The organism is Pararhodospirillum photometricum DSM 122 (assembly GCF_000284415.1).
Lineage (GTDB): Bacteria > Pseudomonadota > Alphaproteobacteria > Rhodospirillales > Rhodospirillaceae > Pararhodospirillum > Pararhodospirillum photometricum.
On sequence record NC_017059.1, the window covers coordinates 678,611 to 705,325 of the forward strand.

Below are 26,715 nucleotides of genomic sequence, written 5' to 3' on the forward strand. Positions count from 1 at the left end.
TTTTTCCAGTCAAACCAAAAAACTGCATAACAGGCTGAATAAAATCGGAAAGCCCGTCGATTCCCCGGGGCTCACCCCTGGCCTTGCTGGGGCTTTTGGGGGTAGGGTGAGGGCGCGCTCCTCCCCGACCGACCGCCCGGAGCGCCTCACCGCACAGGCAGGACGATGTCATGACCCACCCCTTCCCCTCGCTGGAGACCCCTCTTGCCCTGGGCTTTACCGTCGCCGACCTCTACACCGACGATGGGCTCGCGCGAGCGGACGCGGCCTTCCTGGACACCCTGAGCGACACAGCACCCGATCTGGCCCAGGCCCTGCGCACCGCGCGCGCGGCCCCCGACAGCTTGGAGCCCAAGGCTCTCTCGGCCTTGATGCTGGCCCTGGCCCCGTATGTTGACGACTTTCTCGGGCGGTTGTTCAAGATCAGCGAGGCCCTGGCCGCGGCTGCCGAGCGCCACCACGCGCTGGCCCCCCTCTACGCCTGCAAGCGAAGCTTCGTGCAGCGTATTGCCATCAAGCGGATCCGGGAGGCCGAAGCCCGCTTGGAAAACCCAGCCAGCCTGGAAGCGGCGCTGGCCCCCCTGATCGGCGCGCCGCTTGACGACGAACGCGCCTTCGCCCGGGCCGTGCTGCGCTGGCTGGACAACGACAAGGCCCACAGCGAAGCCCTGGACCTTGCCACCCACTTCGCCGCCTGGGCCGCCGAGACGCCCGAAGGGCAGGCCCGCTTCGCCGGCGGCGTCTTGTTCCGCCTGCCGCGCCAGCATGACATGGAACGGCTGGTGCCGACCCATGAGGTCGTGGAGGATGGGGTCTGCCGCCAAAGGCTGCCCGAGGCCCAGTTGCGCAACCGCGATGGCTTTGCCCTCACTGATACGGGCTGCGATCTGGCCCATGGCCTCTACGAGACCAGCTATTGCCTGTCTTGCCATCACACCGGCCACGACAGTTGCTCCCACGGCATGCCCGACCGCAAGACCGGCGGGATCGCCGTCAATGCGCTGGGCCGGGAGATGCTGGGCTGCCCCTTGTCCATGCGCATCTCGGAAATGAACGAGGCCAAGGGCCAGGGGCATGTCATCGGTGCCTTGGCTCTGATCGTGGTAGACAATCCCCTGTGTGCCGGCACCGGGCACCGCATTTGCAATGACTGCATGGTGTCGTGCGTTTATCAGAACCAAGCTCGGGATCCGGTCAACATTCCCGAGGTGGAAACCCGCGTGCTCAAGGACGTGCTCGACCTGCCCTGGGGCTTCGAGATGTACAGCCTGCTCACGCGCTGGAATCCGCTCAACCTGGAGCGCCCCCTGCCCCGGCCGGCCTCGGGCCGCACCGTTCTGGTCGCCGGCTTGGGGCCAGCCGGATACACCCTCGCCCATCACTTGCTCAACGACGGCCACACCGTGGTGGCGATCGACGGCCTCAAGATCGAACCCCTCGACCCTCATTTGAGCGGGGTGGATTCCCTGGGGCGGCGGGTGCCGTTTCGGGCCATCGAGCGCTGGGCCGAGTTTTATGAGCCGCTTGATCGCCGGGTGATGGGCGGCTTTGGCGGGGTGGCCGAGTATGGCATCACCGTGCGCTGGGACAAAAATTTCCTCACCATCATCCGGCTGCTGCTGGAACGCCGGGCGCGCTTCACCATGGTGGGCGGCGTGCGCCTGGGCGGCACCCTCACCCCCGAGGACGCTTTCGCGCTTGGCTTCGACCACGTGGCCCTGTGCCTGGGCGCCGGGCGGCCGACCATCGTGCCCATGAAAAACGGCCTGGCACGGGGGGTCCGCCAAGCCAGCGACTTCTTGATGGCCTTGCAGTTGACCGGGGCCGGCCGGCGCGATTCGGTGGCCAATCTTCAAGTGCGCCTGCCCGTGGCGGTGATCGGCGGCGGCCTGACCGCCATTGATGCCTGCACGGAAGCCCTAGCCTATTACCCCATCCAGGTGGAAAAGTTCCTGGCGCGCTACGAGATCTTGGTGGCAGAACGCGGCGAGGCCTCGGTGCGCGCCAGTTGGAGCGAGGAAGAGCGCGAAATCGCCGAGGAGTTCCTGGTCCACGCCCGGGCGCTGCGCGCCGAACGGGTCAACGCCCGGCGCCAGGGCCGCCCGCCCCGCCTGCGGTCCATGGTGCAAAGCTGGGGCGGCGCCACCCTTTACTACCGCCGCCGCCTGCTCGATGCCCCGGCCTATCGCAACAATCACGAGGAGATCCAAAAGGCCTTCGAGGAGGGCATCGCCGTCGCCGAGCGCCTGACCCCCGAAGAAGTCGAACTCGATCGCTTCGGCCATGCCGCCTTCTTGCGCCTGCGCCACGTCAACACCCGCAAAGAGCACATCGTGCCAGCCCGCACCGTGATTGTCGCGGCCGGTACCGTCCCCAACACCGTGCTGGCCCGCGAACCCGGGGGCAGCACCCTGACCCTGGATGGCAAGTATTTCCAGGCGGTGGACGAGACCGGCACCAAGGTCCAGCCCGAGCCCCGGCCCAAGCCGGCCGAGGCCCAAGTGCTGACCCGGATCAACCCCGACGGCACGGCCATCAGCTTTTTCGGCGACCAACACCCGTCCTATGCCGGCAACGTGGTGGCGGCCATGGCCTCGGCCCGCCAGGGCTATGGGGTGATCTCCCGCCTGCTCGCCCAACGCCCGGCCGGCGAGGACAAGGGGCCGGCCCTGCAAGCCCTGGTCATTGATCAGTTCCGGCCCACGGTGCATGCCCTGGTCCGCCACACCCCGACCATCATCGAACTGGTGGTGCGTGCCCCAGCGGCGGCCCGACGCTTCGAGCCCGGCCAGTTCTACCGCCTGCAAAACTTCGAGCGCTTCGCCCACCGCATCGACGACACGACCTTAGCCATGGAAGGCGTCGCCCTGACCGGAGCCTGGGTGGATAAGGAAGCCGGTCTGCTCTCGATGATCGTGCTGGAAATGGGCGGCTCCTCCGATCTGGTCGCCCACCTCGCCCCCGGCGAGCCGGTCGTCGTCATGGGGCCGACCGGCGCCCCCACCACCTTACCCAAGCACGAAACCGTGCTGCTGGCCGGCGGCGGCTTGGGCAACGCCGTCTTGTTCTCGATCGGCCGCGCCTTGCGGGCCCGCGACAACAAGGTCCTGTACTTCGCCGGCTACAAGGGCCTGCACGACCGCTACCGCCTGGACGATCTCCACGCCGCCGCCGATGTGGTCGTGTGGTGCTGCGACCAAGCCCCGGGCTTCGTGCCCGAGCGGCCCCAGGACCTGAGCTTCGTCGGCACCATCGTCGATGCCATGGTGGCCTATGGCGACGGACGCCTGGGCGCCCAGCCCCTGCCCCTCGGCGACGTCAGTCGGATCCTGGCCATCGGCTCGGATCGCATGATGCAAGCCGTCACCAAAGCCCGCCACACGGTTCTCGCCCCCTTCCTGCGTGAAGGCCATATCGCCATCGGCTCCATCAACTCGCCGATGCAGTGCATGATGAAGGAGATTTGCGGGCAGTGCCTCCAGCCCCAAGTGGATCCGGTAACGGGAGAGACGGTGATTGTCTTTACCTGCTTTAACCAGGACCAACCCCTGGACAAGGTCGATTTCGCCGCCCTCGCCCAACGGCTGGGGCAAAACAGCGTGCCCGAAAAGCTGACCCGTCAGTGGATCGACCGTTGTTTGAAGCGGTTGGGCAAGCGGGTTGAGGCGTAGAGGTCGAAGGGAAGGCTGGGGAGGCGTGGCCTCCCCAGACCCCTCAGCTCTGAAAGGAAGGAGTTAGAAGAGGGGGGCGACGAAGCGGAGGTTCAGGAAGTCGCCGCCGACGTCGTTCTGGGTATAGACGTTGTGGTTCCAAGTCGCCATCACTGACAGGCCGCCGAACTGATAGCCAATAATCGGGCCAATGCCATAGGACGCCACGATGCTGTCCTTGACCTCCCGGCCGTTCAGGGTGTCGGAATTCAACTGGTTTTGCTGGTGGGCGCCCAGGCCAAAGGTCCACTTGTCGAGGGTCTTGGTTGCCGTATAGTCGCCCGAGAACTGAACCCCGGATTTGTACTCATAGCCCGGCGCATGGGTGGCATCGACCGGAATGGTCAGGTGTAGATCCGCGCTCAGGTTCCAGCCGTCATGCAGCCAGCTCAGGCCCAAGTCAGGCTGAACAGCGGTGTAGCCGTTGCCCGAGGGCAGCCCGCCATTCAACCGCTTGCCCTTGACCAGATCAGCCGGCGTCGTACTGGCGTCATCAAGATAAATCGACAGGCCGGGCTTGATGAAAAAGTCGTCGATCTTCCAGGAAAGCTGGCCCGGAATCAAAATCGTGTTGTAAAAGCCCCAGTTGCCCGAGCCCTTGCCCTGGGCCTCAAAGTCCGTATAGGCAATGGGCTGGGCAATGCCTACAGCATAGTCAGCCCCGAACACCTTTAGCCCGGTGGACCACAACAACACCGGCACTTCCACCAACGCCGTCAAGTTGGTGCCATGCACCCGATTGCCGTCCGCATCCCGCTTCTGGTAGTTCGCCCAGTAGTTATTCAGAATGAAATAGACCCCTTTCGGCGGCAAAGCCCCCGCCGCCAATCCTTCGTTCACCCCCTTGAGTTGGGGGTCCCACAATTCCGTGGCGGACGCCGTGGAAGACGCCATCACAGCCCCCATCAAGGCCGCCGCAGCCAGGATCTTTTTCATTCCGCTTCCCTCCATAAGTCTTTCTCTGTGATGAAGACAAGCCCCCCTCGGCACGCCCCTGTAATACCGAGCGAACCGTCCCTCCAGACTTGGGCGGGTCTTGCGTCTGCGATGCTTTGTGTACTCAAGGATGGGAGCATAAACGTAAAGAGAATCCCCCGCAAACCCTTGGGGGCGAAAATGTGTCGAAAAAAAGAACGGCCGGGGAGGCACGGCCTCCCCAGACCCCTCGGGCATAGGGAGGGCGATCAACGCCGCCGCGCAATCCCCTGGATCAGGATATCGCTGGCGATTTCGAAGACTGCTTCGGGATCGAGAGACTGATAAGAGGGGGCGAGCGTCCGCAGGCGCGGGTATTGTCCCTCCGGCGTTTCCAAGATCTCCCGCGCCTCGCCTGCGGTCGCGGGTCGGATCAGCCCGCCGATTTCGCCCATGCACAGGCCGATCACACTCGCATACCACGCGAGACAGACGGCCGGAGCGTCCGCGTCCGCTACTCCGGCCTCCGCCAGTGCGCGATGCACCATCTCGATCGGAGCGAAATCTGAGACACCGGTGTTGAGGAACCGCTGGATCAGGCCGAAGGTGTTGGGATGGCCCAGCGCCAGCGCGCGATAATGACGGGCGTGATCGCGCAGTCGCTCATGCCACACTTTTGACTCGTCCACGCTTTCCAGCCGCGCTGTCAGCGCATCGGCCATCGCTCGGAACAGGCCGTCTTTATTTTTAAAGTGATAGAGGATCGCCATCGGATCACAACCGACGCGCTCGCCAAGTTTGCGAACACTGAAAACGCTTTCGCCGGCTTCTTCCAGGAAGTCTATGGCGGTCTGGAGAATGGCGTCTTTCGATAAGCTACGCGGGCCAGCTCCGACGCGGCTGGTCTTTCTCGGCATTGCAATGCCTTCCTTTGTTCGTCGTGCCGGGCGGCTCATTCCGCCCACTCGGGGTCTCCGGTAAAGACGATCGTAAGCCAGCGATCCGGCCCTTCGCCACCGACCGCGTCGCCGATCTCGACACGCAGCGCGTCCCATTCGCCGATGGTCCGCGCCGGTGCATCGGCTGGAACGATGAAGTAAAGCTCGATCTCCTTCGAGCGGCCGACCCGGGCAACATAGGCGCGGTACGAGTCAAGGCCGTGCTTTTCGACGAAGGCCCGCGCCACCGTGTCGATATGCGCCTTGAGGTCGGCCGGCGTCACGAGGAACATATCAGCCAGCGCTTGGCGGACGGTCGAGATCGGCAGCGGGATGATAAGCAGGCAGACAAACGCCAGAACCGCCGGGTCGATATAGGGCGAAATCCACTGCCATTTCGTATCCTGGACCGCATAGCCAAGGCAAAAGGCCATCAAAAGCGCCGCCGTAATTCCGGCAGACATGACCCAGGCCTTGACGTCGAGCCGGACGAACTCGGAGCCGATTTTACGGTTGGCGCGCACCTCGACAATGGCAACGGCGGCGCAGGCGATCAGCGTGATGACGGCATAGACAACAGCCCAACCGAATTCGAGGTCACGCCCGCCTTCAAGCAGACTGCTCAGCGCATTGACCAGCGCATAGACCGCCACGCCGATCAGCAGCGTCCCATTCAGCCCCAGCACCATCGGCTCCAGATGCCAAAACCCCATCGAAAACCGCTCCCGCACCTTCCGCGATAGGTTCTTGGAAACGGTATGAGCGGTGATGAGATTAACCACGATCAGGGACAGCAAGCTCATGCTGGCATCGACGAGCGAATAAACCCCATCGAAGACAATGGAGAACGAACCAGAGATAAGGCCGAAGCCAATGCCGAGTGACGAGATCACCAGCGTCACGGCGATGGACGTTCTCAGCACACCACGTTCGTCACTCAGGTCGAAAAAGCGGGGCTTCGCGGTCATGTCTCTGCCAATCGTCTGCCCATCCAGGCACCGGTCAGCGCTACAGCCGTATCCGGACGGAATGATTTCTACAACGTAGAAATAATCCGGTCAAGCTCCCCAACGGCTCAGAAAGGAATGAGGGGTCTGGGGAGGCGCGCCTCCCCAGCCTTCCTTTTTTCGGGCCCCCACATCGCGACCACCCCGCCTTTTCAAAGGCAGGACGCACGACAAAACCACGCCAACCCACTAAATATGAAGGAGAAAATGCCTCCAGACGCATGCTCTGTTTTCGGCCTCAGCACGGCCCGAAAATGGATGCGATTCCTGGAAGGAGGAGTAGATGGTGGGCGATGTAGGGATTGAACCTACGACCCCACCCGTGTGAAGGGTGTGCTCTCCCGCTGAGCTAATCGCCCATCTACTCTTTGCACCGAGGGGGAATGGTGGGCGATGTAGGGATTGAACCTACGACCCCACCCGTGTGAAGGGTGTGCTCTCCCGCTGAGCTAATCGCCCATTCCACGTCGGTCTCTCGCCGCCGCCTCGGTTGTTCACCGAACCATCCGGCCAGGGCGCGGTTTTTATGACAGGATCGGCGGGGTGTCAACGGGTTTTTTCCGGGGGGTGTTTTTCGGGCGAAAGACCTTGGTCGAAGGGCGGCAGCGGCGCACAGTGGGGGCGTGGTTGGTGAGGAGGAAACAGAGGGCTTTCATGGGGACGAGGTCTGTTTACGCGCCGCCCGGGGTGGGGGTGCTGGCGGTAGTGTGGCACGCTGGTCGGGTCGTGCTGGTGCGGCGGCGCAATGCCCCGCAGGCCGGACGCTGGGGCTTTCCGGGGGGGCGGGTCGAGCCGGGGGAGTCCGTGCGGGCCGCCGCCCAGCGCGAGCTTTGGGAGGAAACCGGGATCCGCGCCCGGCCGGTTGCCCTGCTTGAGGTGGTCGAGGCGATGGGCGAGGGAATGCACTGGGTTTTGGTGCCGGTGCTGTGCGCTTGGGAAAGCGGGGTGCCGGTCGCGGCCTCCGATGTCGATCAGGCCGGGTGGTTTCCCCCCGATGCCTTGCCCACGCCGCTCTGCGACGGCCTTGCGGCAATCTTGCACGCGGGCCCACCGAGGGAGACCGGGGCATGAGACGGGGGCAGAGTCGCTGCTGCGGTGTTCTAAAGGGGCTGTTACTTGTCCTGGTCGTTGGGGGCCTGCTGGGCGGCGGGGTTTTTTGGGCGGGCGACGCGCTGTTTCGCGGCAATGCCGACTTCCGCCGCTGGTACAACGTGCTGCGCGCCGAGCCCTATCGCTACGAGGGGATCCGGCCCGTGTATCGGGAGACCGACCCGGCCTCGTTGATTCGCTTTGCTGGCCCCGAGGACATGGTCCCGCGCCGCGCCGCCCTGGCCGAAGTCATCTTTGGTCCGGGCGTCACCACGCCGCCGGCCGACCTGCGGCCCGATCGGGTGGAGCGGGGCGTGGATCCCCAAGGGGTCGCCGCCCTGGCCCCCTATCGAGACGATCGCGTGGCCTCGATTGACCGCCTGAGCCTGACGGTCGATGAGGGCTTCACCGCCCGCTTTTACGTGCTGCATCCCCGCCATCCCCGGGGTCCCGTGCTGCTCTATCAGCAGGGCAATGCCGCCACCATCGCCAATGCCGCCTCTCTCCTGGGGCCGCTGCTGGAGCGGGGCGTCACCATCGTGGCCTTCAATTATCCCGGCTATGGTGAGAATGTGCTGACCCGACGGTCTTACCCCGGCTATGGGGTGTTCGAGCCCTCCTTGCGCGAGCACATGGCCCTGGACCCCCTGCCCTTGCGGCGCTTTTTTCTGCCGTTGTTGGCCGGGCTCAACCACGGGCTGGCCGAGACCGGCGCCTTGGTTGCCGACATGGCCGGGATTTCGGCGGGGGGCTGGGCGACGGTGGTTTTTGCCGCCGTGGAGTCACGGGTGCGCCGCTCTTATCCCATGGCCGGGGCCTATCCCCTCTACCTTCAGCAGCAAGACGACCACCCGCCCTCGGAAGAACAGTATTATCGCCCGTTGCTTCAGGCCGCCAATTACCTTGAGCTGTTTGTTATGGGGGCGGTGGGCGAGGGCCGGGCTCAGATTCAGTTTTTTGGCCAGTACGACCGCTGTTGCCAAAACAACCGCCTGTCCGAGCTCTATGCCCCGGCCGTGCGCGACGCCGCCCAGCGCTTGGGCGGCCGCTTTGACGTTCACCTCAACACCACCAGCCCCGACCATCGGATCAACGACGACTACGTGGCCCGGATCCTGGCCGACCTAGAGGACCAAGGCCCACCGCCGGCCCCGGGGGAATAAAGGCCTCAGCCCCGTACCCGCGTCACCAACGCCTCCACCGCCTCGCGCAGGGTCTCGGTCTCGCGAACAGCCTGGAGCGCGCTGTCTTGCAGACTGTGGGCCGCGGCTCCACTGGCGGCAATGTTCTCGCTCAGGGTGGCCAGGGCATCGCGCACGACCGTGGTGCCTTGGGCCGCCACCTGAAGCGAGCGCGCAAGATCGGCAGCCGCTGTGTTCTGGGTATCGATCGCCCGGGCGATGGCTTCGTCTGTCTCGTGCAGGGCGCCGATGGTGGCGCGGATGGTGCCCATGGCCGTCGCGACCCCCTGGGCTTCGCCGCGAATGCCGGCGATCTGCTGGGCGATCTCGTCGGTGGCCCGGGCGGTCTGGCTGGCCAGGACCTTGACCTCGCCGGCCACCACCGAAAACCCTTTGCCAGCCTCGCCGGCCCGCGCCGCTTCGATGGTGGCATTGAGGGCCAGCAGATTGGTTTGGGCGGCAATGGTTGCGATCAAATCCATGATCTGGCCAATACGCTCTGTCGCGGTGGTCAGGCTGGCGATCTGGTGCTCGCCGGCCGCGGCTTGGTCAACGGCCTGGGCGGCGATCTGGGTGGAGCGGTGCACCTGATCGTGGATGTCACCGATCGACGCCGCCAGTGCCCTTGTCGCCTCGGCCCCCCGCTGCACCGCTTGGGCGGTCTCGGCCGAGGCCTGGGCGGCGGTGGTGGCGCGCCGGGTTTCGGCGAGCGCGGTCCGCGCCACGCCGGCTGTTCCGGTTTCAACCTCGCCGCTGTGGCGCGCCAGGGAGGCGATCAGCGGCGTCGCGGTCTCCTCGAACGCTGCGGCCACTGCCAGCACCGCCGCGCGTTGTTTGTCGTGGGCCTCCTGGTCGGCTTGAGCGGCCTGGGCCCGCAACTGGGCATGGGCGTGGGCGGCATCGCGAAACCCGGCCAGGGCGCGGGACAACGCGCCGATCTCGCTGCGCTGGTGGCCGCAGGGCAGAAGGCAGCTCTGGTCGCCCTCGGCCAGACGCGGCATCACGGTGATCATCTGCCCCAAAGGACGCACGATGGAGCGGGAGATAACGAGGGCAATACCAACGATCACCAAGCTCAGGGCGCCAACACCGGCCAGCAACACGAGGCCGCGCCGGGTAAACGCGGCGTCCACATCGTCGATATAGATCCCGGTGCCAATCACCCAGCCCCAAGGAGCGAACACCTGGAGATAGGAAATTTTGGGGGCGTTGATCTCCGTTCCCGGACGCCGGCCCATATAGCCGACAAAGCCCTGGCCCTGGGCGCGCGCCACCGCAACAAACTTGCGATACATAAAATCGCCGGCCGCGTCCTTGAGACCCAGAACCGACGTCCCCACCGCGTTGGCGCGATGGGGGTGCATGAGCAAGATGCCGTCGAGATCATTGATCCAGAAATAGTTGGTCTTGTCGTAGCGCAACTCCTGGAGGCGGGCCAACGCGTCCGCCTTTGCCGTGGCCTCGGGCACGCCGGCGCGAACCCGCTCATGCGCCGCCTGGACCAGACTCACCGCCAGTTCCACGAACTCGCGGGTTTTGATTTTGCGCTCCTCCAGCAAACCGTCGCGCGCATCATAAAGGCTCAAGAGGCCAGAGACGGTCATGCCGAGCAAGGCGGCCATCACAATCAAAAGAAGACGCAGAGATATTTTCATACCAACCTTGGTCGCCCTGGCAGGCTCGTTGTGGAAAGAAATCATAAAATTGATTTCTTTGCCTGCGTAAAAAGTAAATGACAGTACCGTGACCAACCAGAAGAGACAAGTCTGTCTGAAAGGAGGGGGCCCCGACGTGGCCCGAGCCAGGCCGCACGAGCCCGTCGGAACAGCAAGCCCCCCTGGCCCTCGATGAGACAGAGTGTTATCATCGGGAAAAGATGATCACCGAAAAGACGGGGAAAGGCATGGGCTTTCGCACCAAGAGTTTGCGGCTACAGTTTTCTCTCGTGTTTGCCGCCTTGATTGCCTCTTTCGCGGTTGTCATGAGCGTGGTCGTCGGCCAACTGGCAGCGAGCCGCGTCGAGGATGCCCTGGGCTTTGAGCTTTCCGAGTTAGCCTTTCACATGGGCGATAAATTCGACCGGGGGATGAGCGCCCGCATGGCGGAGTTAAGCGTGCTCACCGAGCTTGAGACGCTGCGCACCCCCCAAGACATTCCCGCTCTCCAGCGCCTCCTCGATCACCTCCATACCGTTCTCCCCGTGTTCACGTGGGTCGGGTTTTTAGATCCCGAAGGCAAGGTTCTCGCCGCCAGCGACGGGCTCCTGGTTGGCACCAACATCGCCCACCGCCCTGTGTATACCGAGGGCCGCCGGGGCGCTTTCATGGGCGATGTGCACGAGGCCGTACTCCTGGCCCCCTATTTTCCCACAGCCAGCGGCGAGCCCCCCCGGTTTGTCGATCTCGGTTTCCCCGTCTATCGGACGGATGGCATCTTGGCAGGCGTGCTGGCCAGCCATTTAAGCTTCGACTGGGCCCGCGAGATCGAGCGCTCCTTGATCACCAACCTTCAGGATCGGCGCCGGGTGGACTTGTTCATTCTGGGGGCAGATGGCTCCCCCCGCCTGGGCCCGGTCGGCTCTCCCGAAACCGTCCCGGCCCCCTTGATCGCGACGGCCCGGCAGAACCTCAACGGTTGGGCCGTGACCTCCTGGCCCAAGGGCGAGCCGGCTCTGGTCGGCTATGGGGTCGAACGCGGACACGCCGCCTACCCGGGGATGGGCTGGCTGTTTTTCGCCCGCGTCCCGCTGACCGAAGCCTATGCCCCGGTGCGAGCCTTGCAAGGGGCGATTTTGCTGGTGGGGTTTGGTCTTGCCCTGGCCTTTGCCTTGCTCGGCGGCGTGATCTCGCGACGGATTGCCCAGCCCCTGGAGGCCATCGCCGACGCCGCCGATCGGTTACGGGCCGGTCTTGCCGATCAACTCCCTCGGGTGACCGGTTCCTCCGAGATTCTGCGCCTGTCGGCGTCCTTGCGCCGGCTGGTCGAAGCCCTGACCCATAGTGAATCCCGGGCCGGAGTGCTGGCCGAGCAGGCCACCCACGACCCCCTCACCGGTTTGCCCAACCGGGCCGGTGTCTCGGCTTATCTCACCCGCATCCAGCCCACCGTCCTGGCCCAGGGCTCGGCGTTGGCGTGTCTGTGCCTGGACCTCGACGGCTTCAAAGCCGTCAACGACACCTTGGGGCATGCCGCCGGCGACCTGCTGCTGCAAAAGGTGGCGCAGCGCCTTGACCTCGGCGTGCGGGCCGAAGACCTCGCCGCGCGCCTTGGAGGCGACGAGTTCCTGGTCTTGATCCAAAGCCCTCGGCAGGGCTGGCGCGACGAGGCCCAGGGTGTCGCCCACCGCCTGCTCGTTGCGTTACAGGAGCCCTTCGACATCGATGGTCATACGGTCCAGATTGGGTGTTCCATCGGAATCGCCGCGTGGCCCGTGCAGTCGCAGGAGTATCTCGTGGTCCAGGAACTGGCCGACGATGCCTTGTATGAAGCCAAGCATCGGGGCAAACACCGCGCCGTCGTGCATGGGGATCCTGTGCCCGCGTGAGCCGTAAGGCCGCGCCGTTCTCCCTCGCCTTGCGTTGAGGCGCCATCCCATCAAAACAGCCTCATGGCGACTCGAACAGACTGCTAGGACGACACCCGAGCCAGGGTCAGCAGGTCAACGCGCGGGGCTCCGGCCGCCTTCAGGGCTCGGGCGCAGGCCGCCGCCGTCGCCCCCGTGGTGAGCACATCGTCCACCAGCACCACCGGCCGGTCGCCGATCACGGCCGGTCTGGCCACGGCAAAAGCCCCGCGCACGTTGTCGTGGCGCTCTTCTCGCGTCAGGCTTTGCTGAGGGGGGGTGCGCCGAAGGCGGCGTAGGGCATCTGGCGCCACCCCAAGCCCGGTGCCCCGGGCCAAGGCCTGGGCCAGCAAGACGGACTGGTTGTAGCGCCGACCAAAAAGCCGTGTCCAGTGCAATGGCACGGGCACCAGAACCGCCCCCGGCGCCAAAAGCTCCTGGCCCGCTCGCGCCATCCAGCGCGCAAGGACCGGCGCAGCGTCGGTGCGATCCGCATACTTGAACCCCAAGATCACCGACGCCGCTCCCTCATTATAGAGGAGGACCGCGCGGGCCGTATCGAAGACGGGAGGTTGAGCCAAGCAGGCGCCGCAGCGCTCTCCTGGCACGGCCGGCCGCCCGGGCAGAGGGCATCCGCACAGGGCGCACAAAGGCTCCGTCAAAAATGACAACCTGGGAAAACAGGTCGGACAAACTCCCTGCCCCGTCCCCAAGAGAGCGCCGCAGACCACGCACCGAGGCGGCAGGAGCGCATTCAGCAAGCCTCCTCCCTCGAAACCAGGTTTCCCTATCAGGACCGTGGTAGACCACCACGGTTGATAGGCCGGGTGTGGAAGCGCAGTAATGCGTGAAGCTAACCGGTACTAATCGTCCGATCGGCTTGATAAACGCGCAGAGGCCAGGCCGGCCCTAGCGCTTGTAAATTCCCATAACGACATCATCAGACGGCTTCGATGGCTTGGTGGTCATGGCGAACAGGAAACACCCGATCCCATCCCGAACTCGGCCGTGAAACTGTTCAGCGCCAATGGTACTGCGTCTTAAGGCGTGGGAGAGTCGGTCGCCGCCAGGCCTTCAAAGCCGTCTGTCAAAAAACCCTCTTAAGAAAGCCCGCTCCGGTGATTCCGGGGCGGGTTTTTCGCTTGCGCGAAAATTAAGGCTGGGGAGGCTCGCCACCCCAGACCCCTCATGGGGTTTGGGTGAGGCGGGCGAAGAGGAGGGGGAGGCGTTCCGGGAGGCGGCGAAGGTGATCGACAATGGTGTAGTGTCCCGGGCCAAAAATCCTTTCGACATACTGATCGGCCAGAGGGTCGAGCGTGAGGCAGTAGGTGTGGACACCAGACTCTCGGAGTTCGTCCACGGCCTTACGGGCATCTTGGCGTAGTGTTTGGGGGTCGCGTTCATCGACATCGGCCGGTTCACCATCGGTCACCAACAGCAGCAGCTTGCGTCGTTCGCGCCGATGCCGAAGGTGGGCCCCGGCGTGGCGCAGGGCCGCCCCCATGCGTGTGGAGAGGTCGCCGCTCATGCCCGCCAGACGGCTTTTCGCTTGATCGTCAAAGCGTTGTTCAAACCCCTTGAAGAGGGAGTAGCGCACGTCGTGCCGGCCATTCGAGGCGAACCCATGTAAGGCGTAAGGATCGCCGATCCCTTCTAGGGCTGTCGCTAACAGGGTAGCTGCCTCGCGGGAGAGATCAAGCACGGTTTTGTCATCGTCCCCCCGCACCCGCTCGTTGGTGGACGCCGATAGATCAAGCAGGACCAGGACGCAAAGGTCTCGCCGGTGGAGGATGATCCGTTGGGTGATCCGGGGGTCGGGGGGGAAGCCTAGGCGCAGATCCACCATGGCTTCCACGGCCGCATTAAGGTCGAGGACATCGCCGTCTTCGAGTTTGCGCTGACGTGTGGCACCGTGCGGGCGCAGGCGGTCAATGAGGCGCTTGATCTGGTGACCAACGCCCCGATGCTCGCTTAACACAGTATCAATGCGTGTTGGATCCCCGGCCGGTGGACGGCGTTCGCTCACACTGACCCACTGCGGCCGATAGCGTTGCGTTCGGTAGTCCCATTCGGGGTAGAGGACGGGGTCGGAAACCGCGGGCTTGCCGTCCCGTTGATTGTACGAAATTCCCTCGTCCTCATAAGGGAAAAGCTCGGTTCGCAGAACCCAGATTTCTTGGGCGTCATCGCCCGCTGTTTCAACATCGCATTCGTTGATGAATTCCATCAGCCCCACACGCCGACGCACTTGCGGCGCAGAGGCCGCTGGCCCTGGTACGAGAGGGATCCAAAGGCAGCGGTTGTCATCGCGATACGGGATCCTCAGGGTCTCCAGGAGGCGCACACTGGGGACCGCCTGGCGCTTCGCGAGCGCTTCATGCAGAGCCAGACCAAGGGGCAGGGAGAGGTCCCCCTGGCCTTGGGCAAAGGCCGCGTGAAACCGGGTGGCAATGGCCTCCAACTCTGGATCGCCGGGCAGGCAAGCGGGATCGAGCAATGCCAGGGCGCAGCGTTCGATCAGGTCGAGGCCTGGGTGCTCGGGGGGAGGCAAGCCTTCGGGCATCAGGGAGCGCCAGAGCTGGCGCAACCCCGGAAACAAGGTCCAGGCCCGTGCTTCGACGCGGGCATCTTCCATCACGCCAATCAAAAATCGTTGGCTGGGTGAAAAGAGGGCGGCATCTGGCAGGGGGACGGCATAAAGCTGATGCGCGGCAAGGTGGGCGGCCATCGCTCGGTAGAGGTCAAAGCCGCTTCGGCCCCGGATATCGTCCACCGCATCGGGGAGGGACAGAATCTCGTCCTCAAGGAAGGGCCGCGTGTGGGCCGTTTGGGCGGCGAGGGGGCGCAGAGGGAAATCCCGCCCCCACAGTGCGCGCAGATAAGAAGACAGCCGGCGTTGGCTGTTGATGAGCAGCGTTCCCCGGCGCTCACGCTGGAGCACGGCAAGGCTGTCTTGGGACTGGAGGGCGAAATAGGCGCTCTGGCGCGCCGGGTCGCGTCGATGCGTCTCCGCCCCAAAGTCGGCCCAGCGCCCCAAGCCCGATACCGTGAGTTGGCGCAAAAGCTCGTCTAGATGCTCCAGCATGGGGCGCAGGCCTCGGGGGGCCTTCGCCGCAGTGCGGTGTAAAAGCTGCAAGTAGGCGCGTACCAGATTAAGGTCGCCCAGGCGTGCCGCCGCGATGGGCAAAGTCGCGAAGACCAGCGCCAGCACCTCCCCCGAGGTCATGGAGGCAAGCCGCATCACGGCTCCCACGCTGTCTTCCACGACCTCTTCGCCGCACTCGCGCGCGACCTGAGGTAGTGCCTGAAGGTATATTTCGACGAGAGATGGCTCTTTGCCCAGGGCGGCCAAGGCGCGAGCCCCGGCGAGGTATTGTCGCAAGCCGCCGGGAGAGAACAGGCGGCTCGCCTCGTCGAGGGTCGTGTCAAGGGTTGGGTCAAGGCCCGGCGCCTGCGCGGCCAGGAAGCCCCGATCTTCTTCAGAGATCTTCATGAGAGGCTCTTTACAATCAGGACGGGGAGGGGGCTGGGCGGCGGTCAGGGGGGGCTCCCAAACAGCGTGGTGAGGGCGGCGTCGAGCGTGTCGAGCATGTCGGGGTCGTCGGTCAGGGGACGCACCAAGGCCATCCGGCAGGCTTCGAGCGGCGAGACGCCTTGGGTGATGAGTTGCCCCGCGTAGACGAGCAACCGCGTCGAGATCCCCTCATCGAGACCGTGTCCTTTGAGGTTGCGGCTCCTTTCGGCCATCTGGACCAAGCGCTCGGCCAGCACCAGCGAGACGCCGCTTTCGTGACGCACAATCTCTGCCTCGATCGCTGCAGGCGGATAGCCGAAGACCATGCCCCCGAAACGCTGACGGGTAGACGTTTTGAGGTCCTTGGTCAGGCTCTGATATCCGGGGTTGTAGCTGATGACGAGTTGGAAATCGGGATGGGCCTCGACCACCTCCCCCTTTTTGTCCAAGGGGAGGACACGGCGGTGGTCCGTCAGCGGATGGATCACCACAGTGGTGTCTTGACGGGCTTCAACTACCTCATCCAGGTAGCAAAGCGCGCCGAGGCGGGCGGCAAGGGTGAGCGGTCCGTCTTGCCAGCGGGTGCCGTCTCGGTCGATCAGGAAACGTCCCACCAGATCCGAGGCGGTCATGTCTTCGTGGCAGGCCACCGTGATCAGGGGTTTGCCCAGCCGCCAAGCCATGTGGGCCACGAAGCGCGACTTGCCGCACCCGGTCGGTCCCTTCAGCATCACCGGCATGCGCACGGCGTGGGCGGCTTCAAACACGTCGATTTCATTGCCCACCGGGCAATAGTACGGCTCGCGCCGGAGGAGATAGGGCTCGCGTTGCGGCTCGCTCATCGTCGGGTCCTCATCGTGGCGAAGGAAAGTGGAGCGCCGGGAAGTCGTGGCGGCGCTCCTGGCCTTGGGGATCAGGAGGGACACGCGGCCCGATGGACGATCAAGGCGGTGCCCTGGCTTTGCTTGATCGTGTCGTATCCGATCAGCCGCACGTGATGCCCGGGATGGGCGGTCTTGCAGGCGTCGATTTCGCTCAGAATGCGATCGACATTGGTTTCGCCAAAAAGGGGCAGCTTCCACATATACCAGTAGTGGCTCCGGGCATGGTGCGGCTCGGTGTGTTCAATGGCCGGGTTCCAGCCCTTGGCAACAATATAGTCGATTTGCTTGCGAAGCTGGGCGGCATCCATTGGTGGAAGATAGGAGAACGTCCCCAATTTCCGACTGTTGGGATCCGAGAGGCTGGACGCATAATCTTGCAGGGTCATGATGTTTCTCTGAACTTGAGACGGTTGGGGGGCTTATTTGTGGGAAACGTCCAGGGTGTCTACGGTCTCAAACTCAAATTTTACTTCCTTCCAGGTCTCCATCGCCATTTTCAGTTCTGGGCTGTGGCGAGCCGCCGCCGTCAGGATGGCCTTGCCTTCGCTCTCCAGCGACCGTCCCTCGTTTCGCGCCTGGACGCAGGCCTCCAGGGCCACCCGATTGGCCGCTGCGCCCGCCGCATTCCCCCAGGGATGCCCCAAGGTGCCGCCGCCAAACTGGAACACCGCATCGTCGCCGAAGATCGCCAGAAGGGCCGGCATGTGCCAAACGTGGATCCCTCCCGAGGCGACCGGCATCACGGAAGGCATATGCCCCCAGTCCTGGTCGAAGAAAATGCCGCGCGACCGGTCTTCCTTGACGTGACGCTCGCGCATGAGGTCGATCCAGCCCAAGGTGGCGTCCCGGTCGCCCTCCAGCTTGCCAACCACGGTGCCCGAGTGCAGATGGTCACCCCCCAGCAGGCGCAGCAGCTTGGCCAGAACACGAAAGTTGATGCCGTGCATGGGGTTGCGATCGATCACGGCGTGCATCGCCCGGTGAACGTGCAAAAGCATGCCGTTGTTCCGGCACCATCGCGACAAACTGGCATGCGCGGCCCAGCCGATGGTCAGGTAGTCGCTCATAATGATCGGCGTGCCGATCTCCTTGGCGAACGCGGCCCGCTGATAGATGTCCTCCATGGTCGGCGCGGTGACGTTGAGATAATGGCCCTTGCGCTCTCCTGTCTCCGCCTCGGCCTTTTCGATGGCCTCCTGGCAAAACAAAAAGCGGTCACGCCAACGCATGAACGGCTGAGAATTGACGTTCTCGTCATCCTTGGTGAAATCAAGCCCGCCGCGCAGGCACTCATAGACAGCGCGGCCGTAGTTTTTGGCGGAAAGACCAAGTTTTGGCTTGATGGTGCAGCCCAGCAAGGGGCGGCCATACTTATCCAGGAGATCGCGCTCGACCTGGATGCCATGCGGCGGTCCGTCGCACGTCGTGACAAACCACAGCGGAAACCGCACGTCTTCCAGGCGTAGCGAGCGCACCGCCTTGAAGCCAAAGACGTTGCCCACCAGGGAGGTGAACACGTTGACGATCGAGCCCTCCTCGAAGAGACCCATCGGATAGGCAATAAAAGCGTAGAACGCCTCGTCATGACCAGGGACGTCTTCAATGGCGTAGGCCCGACCCTTGTAATAATCGAGATCAGTCAGAAGGTCGGTCCACACCGTGGTCCAGGTGGCGGTGGAGGATTCAGCGCAAACAGCGGCTGCCGCTTCCTCACGGGGCACTCCAGGCTGGGGAACAACCTTGAAACAGGCCAGAATGTCACTGTCTTTTGGGGTGTAATTCGGATCCCAATAGGTCTCCCGGTATTCCTTGACGCCGGCCTGGTACGTCTTTCCCATGGTTCTCTCCTCGTTGCCAACGATGCGCCTAAGAGGGGTGGGGCGTCGTTGGGCTTGACTTTACGAAGAGCTAACCATAAACAAAAATTAATTGATTTTATTTCCAGGATATACACTTGTTTATGGATCTCGCATGCACCTGACCTTGCAGCAAATGCGTTTGTTCGAGGCCGTGGCGCGGCACCGGAGTTTTACCCGTGCCGCGCAAGAACTCCATCTGACCCAGCCGGCGGTCTCAATTCAGGTGAAGCGGCTGGAAGAAAATGCCGGCAGCATTCTCGTCGAGCACATGGGCAAGCGTCTGTTTCTCACGCCGGCGGGGCATGCCGTTTACGAGGCGTGTGTCGATATTCTTGGGCGGCTGCGCCTGCTTGATCAGGCTCTTGATGATCTTCGCGCCGATGTACGCGGGCCCTTGGAGTTGTCGGTGGTCACGTCGGCGAAGTACATTATCCCCCCCCTCCTTGGGGCCTTTATTGCCGATCACCCCGCCGTGACCCCGCGCTTGATCGTCACCAACCGGGCCCGGGTTATCGAACGCCTTGCCGACAACCGAGACGATTTTGTCATCATGGGCCAAATCCCGCCGGAGCTGGAGGTTGAGGCCCATCCGTTTTTGGATAACCTGCTGATGATCGTCGCTCACCCCCCGCCATCCTCTCGTCGGGCAGCGCGGTCTTGCCGCCCCGGCCTTGGCCGGGGAGCGCTTCTTGGTGCGTGAACGGGGGTCCGGGACCCGCAAGGCGTTGGAACAGGCCCTCTCAGAGGCGGGGATTGCCTTAGCCCCTTATATGGAGTTGGGCAGCACCGAAGCGATCAAGCAGGCCGTGATGGCCAACCTGGGGATTTCTCTTTTACCGCTCAAAAGCATGGAACTGGAGCGGGAGACCGGGCGTTTGATCTGTCTCGACGTCGAAGGGTTCCCGTTGGTACGGCGATGGAATGTGGTCCATCTGAAGGGAAAAACCCTCTCGACGGTTGCGCGGACTTTTCTTGGCTTTTTGTTGGGGAACTAAAAAGTAAATCTGGGGAAGCGGGGCTTCCCCAGGCCCCTCCCTTCAATACTGGCGGATGATGCCAACAAGCCTTCCTTGGATCCGCACCCGGTCGGGCCCATGGATCATGGTTTTGAAGGCTTTGTTGGCCGGCTCCAGGGCGATGGAATCTCCCTTGCGCCGCAGTCGCTTTAACGTCGCCTCTTCTTCATCCACCAAAGCCACGACGATGGTACCGTTTTCGGCGGTGTCGCAGCGGCGCAAGATGGCGATGTCGCCGTTCAAGATCCCGGCTTCAATCATCGACTCTCCCTCGACGGTCAACGCGAAGTGTTCTCCTCCGCCCGTGAGCAAGGCGGTGGGGACGTCGATATGGGCGGTGGGATCATTGAGCGCTGCGACGGGAGTGCCGGCTGCGATCTTTCCCAAAAGGGGGAGGGTGACCGATGAGGCCGGTGTGGCTTCTGTGACCACTGCGGCGGGGAGCGACGGGGTAAAGTTTCCCTCGATCACTTTGGGCGAAAAGCGTGTTTCAGGATCCCGGGCGCGTGGCAGAGCCTCTTCCGGCACTTGATTGTCGGGCAGGCGCAAGACTTCCAGCGCGCGGGCCCGGTGGGGAAGGCGACGCAAAAAGCCCCGTTCCTCCAGTCCCTTGATCAGGCGATGGATCCCGGATTTCGATTTCAGTTCAAGGGCATCACGCATTTCGTCAAACGAGGGGGATACCCCGGTCGTGCGCAGCCGCTGATCGATAAAGGACAGCAGCAGGTATTGTTTGCGCGTCAGCATGACCGTGACTCCCTGGCGCGAGGAACTAAACGTGAATATGCTAAAAAGTTCTACTTTGGTTCCTGCTCAGGGTCAAGAAAAAAGGGGGGCAGGTGGCCCCCCTTCGCGTCGTCTTGGTTGAGCCTGCGCCCGCCTCCCCGGTTAGGGGGCGATCAGGGCCCGAGTTGCGGCTTCCACGTCGGGTTGCCGCATAAAATGCTCGCCAATAAGGAAGCGCCGAGCCCCCACGGCGCCCATGCGGGCCAGATCATCCCGGGTTCGCAGGCCGCTTTCCGCAACCAACACCCGGCCCTCTGGCAGCATCCGGGCCAGACGCTCGGTGGTGGTCAGGTCGGTGACCAGGGTTTTGAGGTTGCGGTTGTTGACCCCGATCAACGGGGTGGTCAGGCAGGCCAGAGCCCGCTCCATTTCTCCCTCGTCGTGGACCTCGGCCAAGACATCCATGTCGAGGTCATGGGCCAGGGCTTCCATTTCGGCGGCCTGGGCGTTGTCAAGGGCGGCGAGGATCAACAAGATGCAATCGGCGCCCATGGCCCGGGCTTCCAGCACCTGCCAGGGATCGATCATAAAATCCTTGCGCAAGACGGGCAGGGGGACCGCCGCCCGCGCCGCCACCAAATACTCCTCGGCTCCCAAAAAACGGGTCTCTTCGGTCAGAATCGACAAGCACGCCGCGCCAGCCCGGTGATAGGCTTGGGCCAAGGTCACCGGGTCGAAATCTGGCCGGATCAAGCCCGCCGAGGGGGACGCCTTTTTGATCTCGGCAATCAGGGCCCAGTGCCCGCGATCGGCCACCGCACTCAACGCCTGGGCAAAGCCGCGCGTTTGATCGTTGGCGTCGGCGATGTGCTGGCGCAAGACGGACTCGGGGCGCGCAAGGCGCCGACGCGCCACGCTGTCGCGGGTGTCGTTGCAAATGGCTCGCAGAACGTCGCTCACGATCCCGTCCCATTGGTTACCGCGACCATGCGCGTCAGGACATCAAGGGCCTTGCCGCTATCAATCGCCGCCTGGGCCTGAGCCGCCCCCTCGCTCAAGGAGCTTGCCCGTCCCGCCACCACCAGGGCCGCCGCCGCATTCAGCACCACGATATCCCGGTAAGGACCGGGCTGCCCCGCCAGCAAGGCCCGCACCGCGTCGGCATTGGTGGCCGGATCGCCCCCCTTCAGGTCCTCGGGTTTGGCCACGGGGAGGCCCGCATCACCGGGCGTAATGGTGAAACGACGAACCACACCCGCCCGGTACTCGGCGACCAGGGTTGGTCCCGTGGTGGTGACTTCGTCCAGGCCATCCGAGCCGTGCACGACCCAGGCCCGTTCGGCGCCCAGACGGCCCAGCACCTGGGCCAAGGGTTCCACCCAGGTATCGGCAAAAACCCCCATCAGCTCAAAGCGAGCCCCGGCCGGGTTGGCCAGTGGCCCCAGGAGGTTGAACAAAGTCCGGGTTCCCAGTTCCCCGCGAACCGGCGCCACATGCTTCATGGCGCTGTGGTGGCGCTGGGCGAACATGAACCCGATGCCTACCTCCCGCAACGAGGCCTCGACCCGGGTTGGCTCGGCCTCCAGATTGATCCCCAGAGCCGCCAGAACGTCGGCCGAGCCGCTCTTGGAGGAGGCCGCCCGGTTGCCGTGCTTGGCCACCGGCACGCCACAGGCCGCCGTCACCAGGGCGGCGGCGGTGGAGATGTTGTAAGTCCCGGCACAGTCGCCCCCGGTGCCCACCAGATCAATGGCGCCCTCGGGGGCGGTGATCGGCGTTGCCTTGGCCCGCATGATCCGAGCGGCGGCGGTAATTTCCTCCACCGTCTCGCCCCGTACCCGCAGAGCCATCAGGAAGGCTCCCATCTGGGCGGGCGTGGCATTGCCCGACATGATGGCCTCAAAGGCCCGGGCCGCATCGGCTTCGCTCAAGGGACGTCCTGTCGCCACCATGGCGATCAGGGGTTTCATGTCTATGTCGTCCGTGCTGCTCATCGCCCGAGTCTTCCCCCCCTTTTTCTGACCTTAATCGCTCCTTGCGCCCTAACGCGCCGCAGCCGTCAGGAAATTCTGCAAAAGCGCGTGACCGCCTTGTGTCTCAATGCTTTCGGGATGAAACTGCACCCCGTGGACCGGCAGGCTCTTGTGCGACAGGCCCATGATCAGGCCGTCGTCGCTCCAGGCTGTGATCTCCAGGCACTCGGGCAGGTCGTCGCGCCGCACCACCAAGGAATGATAGCGCGTGCCGCGAAACGGCTTGGGCAAGCCTGTGAAAACGCCACCATCGGCATGATGAATTTCGCTGACCTTGCCGTGCATCGGCTTGGGGGCGCGAACGACTTTGCCGCCGAACACTTGCCCGATGGTTTGATGTCCCAGGCAGACCCCCATCACCGGCACCTGGGCCGTCGCGGCTTTGCGCACGAGGTCCAAGCAGATGCCGGCCCGGTCGGGATCGCAGGGCCCCGGGGAGATGACCACGCCTTGCGGCCGCAGGGCCAGGGCCTCGTCGGCGGTCAAGGCATCGTTGCGCCGCACGACGACCTCGGCGCCCAGGTCTCCCAGGTAGTGCCAAAGGTTATACGTGAAGCTGTCGTAGTTATCGATCAGCAGGAACATTTACGAAACCCGGTTCAGGACACTACAGTGAAGACGCGCCCGTCAAGGGTGCGCCGGGCCAGAGGCGGCAAAGAGTGCCGCTCCCGGACCGGGGCGTCAAGCACCCCATCAAGGTTTCCTAAGGCAATCGGGGGAAGGACGGCACAGGCAAGGCTGGGGCATCCCTCGGTCCGAGGGGCCTGAGACCGAGGGGCTGGGGAGGTTGTGTCTCCCCGGCTCTCCCTTCCCCAAACGGGATGCGCTCCGGGGTGTTTCCCTCGGCCAACTCAGGAGAGGCAGAACATGTCCACCGAGCTTGTATCATCGCCGCCGCAGACGGTGGATCTCGTCATTTCCGGCATGAGCTGTGCTGCGTGCTCCACCCGGCTCGAACGGGTTCTCGGCAAGGTGCCCGGGGTCAGCGAGGCCAGCGTCAATCTGGCCACCGAACGCGCCCGGGTGGTGGTCGCGGGCGGGGCGGCCCGGCTCGACGACTTGGTGGCGGCTGTCACCGGCGCCGGGTTCGGGGCTCGCTTGGCGGATGACCGACCCGAGCCGTCGCGCGATGCCTCGGCCGACGGTTTTTTCTTTTTTTCGCTCTGTCCGCCCTGTTGAGCGTCCCTTTGCTCTGGGACATGGTCGCGGCCATGACCGGGATGCCGGGGCGGGTCGGTCCGGTGGGCCAACTGGTGCTGGGCACCCTTGTGCAGGTCACGGCGGGCTTGCGCTTTTATCGGGGGGCCTGGAGCGCCCTTAAAGGGGGGGCCGGCACCATGGATACCCTGGTGGCCCTGGGCACGACGGCCGCTTGGGGGCTGTCGGCCTACCGGGTGGTGATGGGGCAAGAGGGGCAGGGCCTCTACTTTGAGAGTGCCGCCGTGGTCATCACCCTGGTCCTGCTCGGCAAGGGCCTGGAAACCCGGGCCCGCCACAAGGCCGCCTCCATGATCCGCGCCTTGATGGCTTTGCGTCCGACCCTGGCCCATCTCGAACGCGACGGCCAGTTGGAGGACGTGGAGGCCGAGCGCCTGCGGCCTGGGGATCGGGTGGTGGTGCGGCCGGGGGAGGCCTTGCCCGCCGATGGGCGCATTGAGGAGGGCACCGCCGCCCTTGATGAGAGTCTGGTCACCGGCGAAAGCCTGCCCGTCGCCCGGGGGCCGGGAGATCGCGTCATTGGCGGCGCCGTGGTGACCGATGGCTTGCTGCGGGTCCGGGTCGAGGCCGCCGGCGACGCCGCCGTGCTGGCCCGCCTGATCCGCCTAGTCGAGGCCGCCCAAGCCGCCAAGGCTCCCGTCCAGCGTCTTGTCGATCGCGTGGCCGCAATTTTCGTGCCTGTGGTCATCGTGCTGGCTGGCCTCACCTTCTTGGGGTGGTGGGGGCTGGCGGGAGCCACCGAGCCGGCCCTTAGTGCTGCCATTTCCGTTTTGGTCGTGGCCTGTCCGTGTGCCCTGGGTTTGGCCACGCCCACCGCCGTGATGGTCGGGACTGGCTTGGCGGCCCGCCGGGGTATCCTGATTCGCGATGCCAGCGCCTTGGAGCAGATTTGCGCCGTGAAGACGGTGGTTTTCGATAAAACCGGGACTCTGACCGCCGGGCGGCCGGCGCTAACCCGTCTCGTGGTCGCCGATCCGGGCGACGCTGACGAGACCGTGCTGCGGTTGGCCGCCAGCGCCCAGCAAGGCAGCGCCCACCCGCTGGCCCGGGCCCTGCGTGACGCCGCTCAAGACCGGGGGGTGACCTTGGAGCCGTTTTCGGCCTTCACCTCGGTGCCGGGGCAGGGGGTCGGGGCTCAGGTGGGGGAGGTCCGGGTGTGGCTGGGCAGTCGCCGTTTTATTGAAAACTTGGGCCTTGATCCGTCGCCTCTGGACACCCTCGCCGTTTCGCTGGAAGAAGAGGGGGCCTCGGCCGTCTGGATGGCCGTGGGCAATCCTCCTCGGCGTCTCGTGGCTCTGTTTGGGTTGGCGGATTCTCTGCGGCCCACCGCTCGCGAAGCGGTTGCCCGCCTCAAGGCCCGGGGGTTGGACGTCATTTTGCTAACCGGCGATGCCGAGCGGGTCGCCAAGGTCGTGGCCGAGCGTCTGGGCATTGATGACTATCGCGCGGGTGTGCCCCCCGAGGACAAGGCCCGCGTGGTGGCCGAGCTGCGCCGCACCGGCCCCGGGGTGGCCATGGTGGGCGACGGAGTCAACGATGCCCCCGCGCTGGCCGAGGCCGATGTGGGCATCGCCATGGGCACCGGGGCCGATGCCGCCATGGAAACCGCCGGCATGACCTTGATGCGGGGAGATCCCGCCTTGCTCGTGGAGGCCCTTAGCCTGTCGCGGGCCACCGTGCGACGCATTCGCGTCAATCTTTTTTGGGCTTTTGCGTATAACGTGATTGCCTTGCCGCTCGCGGCGGCTGGGATTCTTTCGCCCATGATCGCCGGTGCGGCCATGGCTTTGTCCAGCGTGTCGGTGGTCGCCAGCTCGCTGTGGTTGCGTCGGTGGCGACCGGAGTAAATGCCTGATGTTGCTTCCCGGAGACAACGGTCATCAGGGACCGCTGGACCGCTTTGCCCTTTTCGTTGCGGGCCTGTCCCCCGTTACCTTGACCCTTACGGCCCTGGGGACCCTGGGGGTGGGCATTGGGGCCGGGCTTGCGCTTGGCGTGTTTTGGGCCCGCCCGGCCGATCCTCCCCCTGCGGCCCAGCGGCCCCAGGCGCCCGCTGTCGTTGCCCAGGCTCCCGCCCCGGTAGCCGTCCCCTCCGAACGGACGGTGGCCCAGTACACGCCGCCGCCACTGCCCGGCCCGGCGCCCTCGTCTGCCGGGCTCGCCCCTGTTGTGGCCGTTGCCCCGCCCGCGCCGGGCTCCAGTGGGCCCGGGATCAACGATTCGGGGGCACCCGTGGCCCTGGATCCCTCTGCGCCCGCCCTGATGCCCAGCGTCCTCACCGCCTTGCCGCCTTTACCTCTCGAAGACAAGCAGGCGGCAGCACCCGACCTTCCATCCCCCGAGCTTTCCCCCGCCCCCGGGGCCGCGGTGGAGATCAGCCGGCCGGTGCCGCCGCCACCGCCGCCGCCGCCCGCGCGCTGGGCCACCCGAGGCGTCTCCCCGCCGATTTCCGGCGCTTCAGCGCTGGCGGCCCCCTCTGCGGAGGCGGCGCCCGCAGCGTCCGTCGAGGGTCTTGCCATGGCGGCGCCTGCGGGTGCTTTTCTTGCGGAAGACGGCGAGGGCGGACACGTTCTTGAAGAAAGGCTGGAAGGCGAGGTGCGCGACTCCCTGCCCGGTGTCGCGGTGCCGTTGACCTCAACACTGGCCGCCTTTCCGCCGGTGGTGGCCCCTGGGCCTGAAGGCACGCCATGGCGGCGTAACGCCGTGCCGGTGGCGGCGTGGCATCCGCCGGCCATCGCCGTGGTCATTGATGACCTCGGCGTGGATCGCACCCGCACGCGTGCTGTGGCCGCCCTGCCAGGGCCGATCACCATGGCCTTTCTGCCCTACGCCGAGATCTTGCCCGATCAAATGCGCGATGGGCGCAAGCAAGGCCACGAGCTTCTGATCCACATGCCCATGGAGCCACAAAACAGCAGCATCAATCCAGGCCCGGATGCCCTCAAGGTCGGTCTGTCGGACGACGAAATTTTGGCCAGGGTCCGGCGCAATCTTGACCGTGGTGCGGGCTATGTTGGCATTAACAACCATATGGGCAGCCGTTTTTACCACCGATGCCCGGGG

At 64.7% G+C, this 26,715-nt stretch carries 21 protein-coding genes, 2 tRNA genes, 1 rRNA gene and 2 pseudogenes; 10 read left to right on the plus strand and 16 right to left on the minus strand.

Translation table 11 applies throughout. From position 1 onward, the window contains the following. Positions 1-170 precede the first annotated feature (170 nt). Positions 171-3,671 (plus strand): FAD-dependent oxidoreductase, encoded by a 3,501-nt coding sequence (locus RSPPHO_RS02945; protein ID WP_014413794.1) that lies wholly within the window; start codon positions 171-173, stop codon positions 3,669-3,671. Positions 3,672-3,734: 63 nt separating this feature from the next. Here the strand turns inward: RSPPHO_RS02945 and RSPPHO_RS02950 are convergent, their stop codons facing one another. The 5 genes from RSPPHO_RS02950 to RSPPHO_RS02970 form a co-directional block, all read right to left on the minus strand. Beyond that, positions 3,735-4,646 (minus strand): SphA family protein, encoded by a 912-nt coding sequence (locus RSPPHO_RS02950; protein WP_041793895.1) that lies wholly within the window; start codon positions 4,644-4,646, stop codon positions 3,735-3,737. Between the two features lie 248 nt (positions 4,647-4,894). After that, positions 4,895-5,542 (minus strand): TetR/AcrR family transcriptional regulator, encoded by a 648-nt coding sequence (locus RSPPHO_RS02955; protein ID WP_041793902.1) that lies wholly within the window; start codon positions 5,540-5,542, stop codon positions 4,895-4,897. A gap of 35 nt (positions 5,543-5,577) precedes the next feature. After that, the gene (locus RSPPHO_RS02960) at positions 5,578-6,531 is read right to left on the minus strand and encodes a cation diffusion facilitator family transporter (protein ID WP_014413796.1); all 954 of its coding nucleotides are present in this window, start codon (positions 6,529-6,531) and stop codon (positions 5,578-5,580) included. Between the two features lie 323 nt (positions 6,532-6,854). After that, positions 6,855-6,929, minus strand: a tRNA-Val gene (locus tag RSPPHO_RS02965). A gap of 25 nt (positions 6,930-6,954) precedes the next feature. Next, a tRNA-Val gene (locus RSPPHO_RS02970) sits at positions 6,955-7,029 on the minus strand. Positions 7,030-7,224: 195 nt separating this feature from the next. Between RSPPHO_RS02970 and RSPPHO_RS18655 the strand changes: the two genes are divergently transcribed. After that, the gene (locus RSPPHO_RS18655; RefSeq protein ID WP_051013991.1) at positions 7,225-7,641 is read left to right on the plus strand and encodes an NUDIX hydrolase; all 417 of its coding nucleotides are present in this window, start codon (positions 7,225-7,227) and stop codon (positions 7,639-7,641) included. Beyond that, positions 7,638-8,822: an alpha/beta hydrolase gene (locus RSPPHO_RS02980; RefSeq protein WP_051013598.1), complete on the plus strand. Its 1,185-nt coding sequence runs from the start codon at positions 7,638-7,640 to the stop codon at positions 8,820-8,822. Before RSPPHO_RS18655 ends, RSPPHO_RS02980 begins: the two co-directional genes overlap by 4 nt. Positions 8,823-8,827: 5 nt before the next feature. Here the strand turns inward: RSPPHO_RS02980 and RSPPHO_RS02985 are convergent, their stop codons facing one another. Next, positions 8,828-10,495 (minus strand): methyl-accepting chemotaxis protein, encoded by a 1,668-nt coding sequence (locus RSPPHO_RS02985; protein WP_162138080.1) that lies wholly within the window; start codon positions 10,493-10,495, stop codon positions 8,828-8,830. Positions 10,496-10,716: 221 nt separating this feature from the next. Between RSPPHO_RS02985 and RSPPHO_RS02990 the strand changes: the two genes are divergently transcribed. After that, positions 10,717-12,384: a diguanylate cyclase domain-containing protein gene (locus tag RSPPHO_RS02990; protein ID WP_014413800.1), complete on the plus strand. Its 1,668-nt coding sequence runs from the start codon at positions 10,717-10,719 to the stop codon at positions 12,382-12,384. An 83-nt stretch (positions 12,385-12,467) separates the two neighbouring features. Here the strand turns inward: RSPPHO_RS02990 and RSPPHO_RS02995 are convergent, their stop codons facing one another. Together RSPPHO_RS02995 and RSPPHO_RS21420 are read right to left on the minus strand one after the other, a co-directional pair. Continuing rightward, positions 12,468-12,983, minus strand: coding sequence for a ComF family protein (locus RSPPHO_RS02995; protein ID WP_242390635.1), 516 nt, complete (start codon positions 12,981-12,983; stop codon positions 12,468-12,470). A gap of 9 nt (positions 12,984-12,992) precedes the next feature. Further along, a pseudogene (locus RSPPHO_RS21420) lies at positions 12,993-13,163 on the minus strand (double zinc ribbon domain-containing protein); the annotation flags it as partial. Between the two features lie 196 nt (positions 13,164-13,359). Between RSPPHO_RS21420 and rrf the strand changes: the two are divergent. Next, positions 13,360-13,474: ribosomal RNA gene (rrf, locus tag RSPPHO_RS03000) — 5S ribosomal RNA — on the plus strand. Between the two features lie 114 nt (positions 13,475-13,588). Here the strand turns inward: rrf and RSPPHO_RS03005 are convergent. The 4 genes from RSPPHO_RS03005 to RSPPHO_RS03020 form a co-directional block, all read right to left on the minus strand. After that, positions 13,589-15,895, minus strand: coding sequence for a nitric oxide reductase activation protein NorD (locus RSPPHO_RS03005; protein WP_014413801.1), 2,307 nt, complete (start codon positions 15,893-15,895; stop codon positions 13,589-13,591). A 44-nt stretch (positions 15,896-15,939) separates the two neighbouring features. Beyond that, entirely contained in the window at positions 15,940-16,758 is an 819-nt protein-coding gene (locus RSPPHO_RS03010; RefSeq protein ID WP_041793908.1) for a CbbQ/NirQ/NorQ/GpvN family protein, read from the minus strand. Positions 16,759-16,829: 71 nt separating this feature from the next. Further along, entirely contained in the window at positions 16,830-17,186 is a 357-nt protein-coding gene (locus RSPPHO_RS03015) for a ribulose bisphosphate carboxylase small subunit (protein WP_014413803.1), read from the minus strand. A 33-nt stretch (positions 17,187-17,219) separates the two neighbouring features. Continuing rightward, entirely contained in the window at positions 17,220-18,638 is a 1,419-nt protein-coding gene (locus RSPPHO_RS03020) for a form I ribulose bisphosphate carboxylase large subunit (protein WP_014413804.1), read from the minus strand. A gap of 133 nt (positions 18,639-18,771) precedes the next feature. Between RSPPHO_RS03020 and RSPPHO_RS21425 the strand changes: the two genes are divergently transcribed. Both RSPPHO_RS21425 and RSPPHO_RS21430 read left to right on the plus strand, forming a co-directional pair. Next, the gene (locus RSPPHO_RS21425) at positions 18,772-19,359 is read left to right on the plus strand and encodes a LysR family transcriptional regulator (protein ID WP_173391145.1); all 588 of its coding nucleotides are present in this window, start codon (positions 18,772-18,774) and stop codon (positions 19,357-19,359) included. Continuing rightward, on the plus strand, positions 19,331-19,654 hold the full coding sequence (locus tag RSPPHO_RS21430) for a LysR substrate-binding domain-containing protein (protein WP_014413806.1): 324 nt from the start codon (positions 19,331-19,333) through the stop codon (positions 19,652-19,654). Before RSPPHO_RS21425 ends, RSPPHO_RS21430 begins: the two co-directional genes overlap by 29 nt. 42 nt (positions 19,655-19,696) lie before the next feature. Here RSPPHO_RS21430 and lexA read toward each other — a convergent pair whose 3' ends face one another. The 4 genes from lexA to RSPPHO_RS03045 form a co-directional block, all read right to left on the minus strand. Further along, the gene (gene lexA / locus RSPPHO_RS03030) at positions 19,697-20,422 is read right to left on the minus strand and encodes a transcriptional repressor LexA (RefSeq protein WP_014413807.1); all 726 of its coding nucleotides are present in this window, start codon (positions 20,420-20,422) and stop codon (positions 19,697-19,699) included. Between the two features lie 141 nt (positions 20,423-20,563). Beyond that, positions 20,564-21,361: an indole-3-glycerol phosphate synthase TrpC gene (gene trpC, locus RSPPHO_RS03035; protein WP_014413808.1), complete on the minus strand. Its 798-nt coding sequence runs from the start codon at positions 21,359-21,361 to the stop codon at positions 20,564-20,566. Continuing rightward, positions 21,358-22,395 (minus strand): anthranilate phosphoribosyltransferase, encoded by a 1,038-nt coding sequence (gene trpD, locus RSPPHO_RS03040; protein ID WP_014413809.1) that lies wholly within the window; start codon positions 22,393-22,395, stop codon positions 21,358-21,360. Before trpD ends, trpC begins: the two co-directional genes overlap by 4 nt. 48 nt (positions 22,396-22,443) lie before the next feature. Further along, positions 22,444-23,019 carry an anthranilate synthase component II gene (locus RSPPHO_RS03045; protein ID WP_014413810.1) on the minus strand — a complete coding sequence of 192 codons (576 nt, stop codon included), beginning with the start codon at positions 23,017-23,019 and terminating at the stop codon, positions 22,444-22,446. A gap of 282 nt (positions 23,020-23,301) precedes the next feature. On the opposite strand from RSPPHO_RS03045, the gene RSPPHO_RS20820 reads away from it, so the two are divergent. From RSPPHO_RS20820 to RSPPHO_RS21435, 3 genes and pseudogenes are all read left to right on the plus strand, one after another. Next, entirely contained in the window at positions 23,302-23,613 is a 312-nt protein-coding gene (locus tag RSPPHO_RS20820) for a cation transporter (RefSeq protein ID WP_014413811.1), read from the plus strand. Positions 23,614-23,645: 32 nt separating this feature from the next. Then, positions 23,646-25,499: a copper-translocating P-type ATPase gene (locus RSPPHO_RS03050; protein WP_157879064.1), complete on the plus strand. Its 1,854-nt coding sequence runs from the start codon at positions 23,646-23,648 to the stop codon at positions 25,497-25,499. A 670-nt stretch (positions 25,500-26,169) separates the two neighbouring features. After that, a pseudogene (locus RSPPHO_RS21435) lies at positions 26,170-26,676 on the plus strand (divergent polysaccharide deacetylase family protein); the annotation flags it as partial. Positions 26,677-26,715: the final 39 nt, after the last annotated feature.

Excerpts from the sequence above, each read along its gene's own strand:
- RSPPHO_RS02985 (WP_162138080.1), bottom strand. The coding sequence starts at position 10,495 with ATGAAAATATCTCTGCGTCTTCTTTTGATTGTGATGGCCGCCTTGCTC.
- trpD (WP_014413809.1), bottom strand. The coding sequence starts at position 22,395 with ATGAGCAGCACGGACGACATAGACATGAAACCCCTGATCGCCATGGTG.
- lexA (WP_014413807.1), bottom strand. The coding sequence starts at position 20,422 with ATGCTGACGCGCAAACAATACCTGCTGCTGTCCTTTATCGATCAGCGG.
- RSPPHO_RS02960 (WP_014413796.1), bottom strand. The coding sequence starts at position 6,531 with ATGACCGCGAAGCCCCGCTTTTTCGACCTGAGTGACGAACGTGGTGTG.
- RSPPHO_RS21425 (WP_173391145.1), top strand. The coding sequence starts at position 18,772 with ATGCACCTGACCTTGCAGCAAATGCGTTTGTTCGAGGCCGTGGCGCGG.
- RSPPHO_RS03045 (WP_014413810.1), bottom strand. The coding sequence starts at position 23,019 with ATGTTCCTGCTGATCGATAACTACGACAGCTTCACGTATAACCTTTGG.
- RSPPHO_RS03050 (WP_157879064.1), top strand. The coding sequence starts at position 23,646 with ATGACCGGGATGCCGGGGCGGGTCGGTCCGGTGGGCCAACTGGTGCTG.
- RSPPHO_RS18655 (WP_051013991.1), top strand. The coding sequence starts at position 7,225 with ATGGGGACGAGGTCTGTTTACGCGCCGCCCGGGGTGGGGGTGCTGGCG.
- RSPPHO_RS02990 (WP_014413800.1), top strand. The coding sequence starts at position 10,717 with ATGATCACCGAAAAGACGGGGAAAGGCATGGGCTTTCGCACCAAGAGT.
- RSPPHO_RS03005 (WP_014413801.1), bottom strand. The coding sequence starts at position 15,895 with ATGAAGATCTCTGAAGAAGATCGGGGCTTCCTGGCCGCGCAGGCGCCG.
- RSPPHO_RS02950 (WP_041793895.1), bottom strand. The coding sequence starts at position 4,646 with ATGAAAAAGATCCTGGCTGCGGCGGCCTTGATGGGGGCTGTGATGGCG.
- RSPPHO_RS03015 (WP_014413803.1), bottom strand. The coding sequence starts at position 17,186 with ATGACCCTGCAAGATTATGCGTCCAGCCTCTCGGATCCCAACAGTCGG.
- RSPPHO_RS03010 (WP_041793908.1), bottom strand. The coding sequence starts at position 16,758 with ATGAGCGAGCCGCAACGCGAGCCCTATCTCCTCCGGCGCGAGCCGTAC.
- RSPPHO_RS03020 (WP_014413804.1), bottom strand. The coding sequence starts at position 18,638 with ATGGGAAAGACGTACCAGGCCGGCGTCAAGGAATACCGGGAGACCTAT.
- RSPPHO_RS20820 (WP_014413811.1), top strand. The coding sequence starts at position 23,302 with ATGTCCACCGAGCTTGTATCATCGCCGCCGCAGACGGTGGATCTCGTC.
- RSPPHO_RS02955 (WP_041793902.1), bottom strand. The coding sequence starts at position 5,542 with ATGCCGAGAAAGACCAGCCGCGTCGGAGCTGGCCCGCGTAGCTTATCG.
- RSPPHO_RS02945 (WP_014413794.1), top strand. The coding sequence starts at position 171 with ATGACCCACCCCTTCCCCTCGCTGGAGACCCCTCTTGCCCTGGGCTTT.
- RSPPHO_RS02980 (WP_051013598.1), top strand. The coding sequence starts at position 7,638 with ATGAGACGGGGGCAGAGTCGCTGCTGCGGTGTTCTAAAGGGGCTGTTA.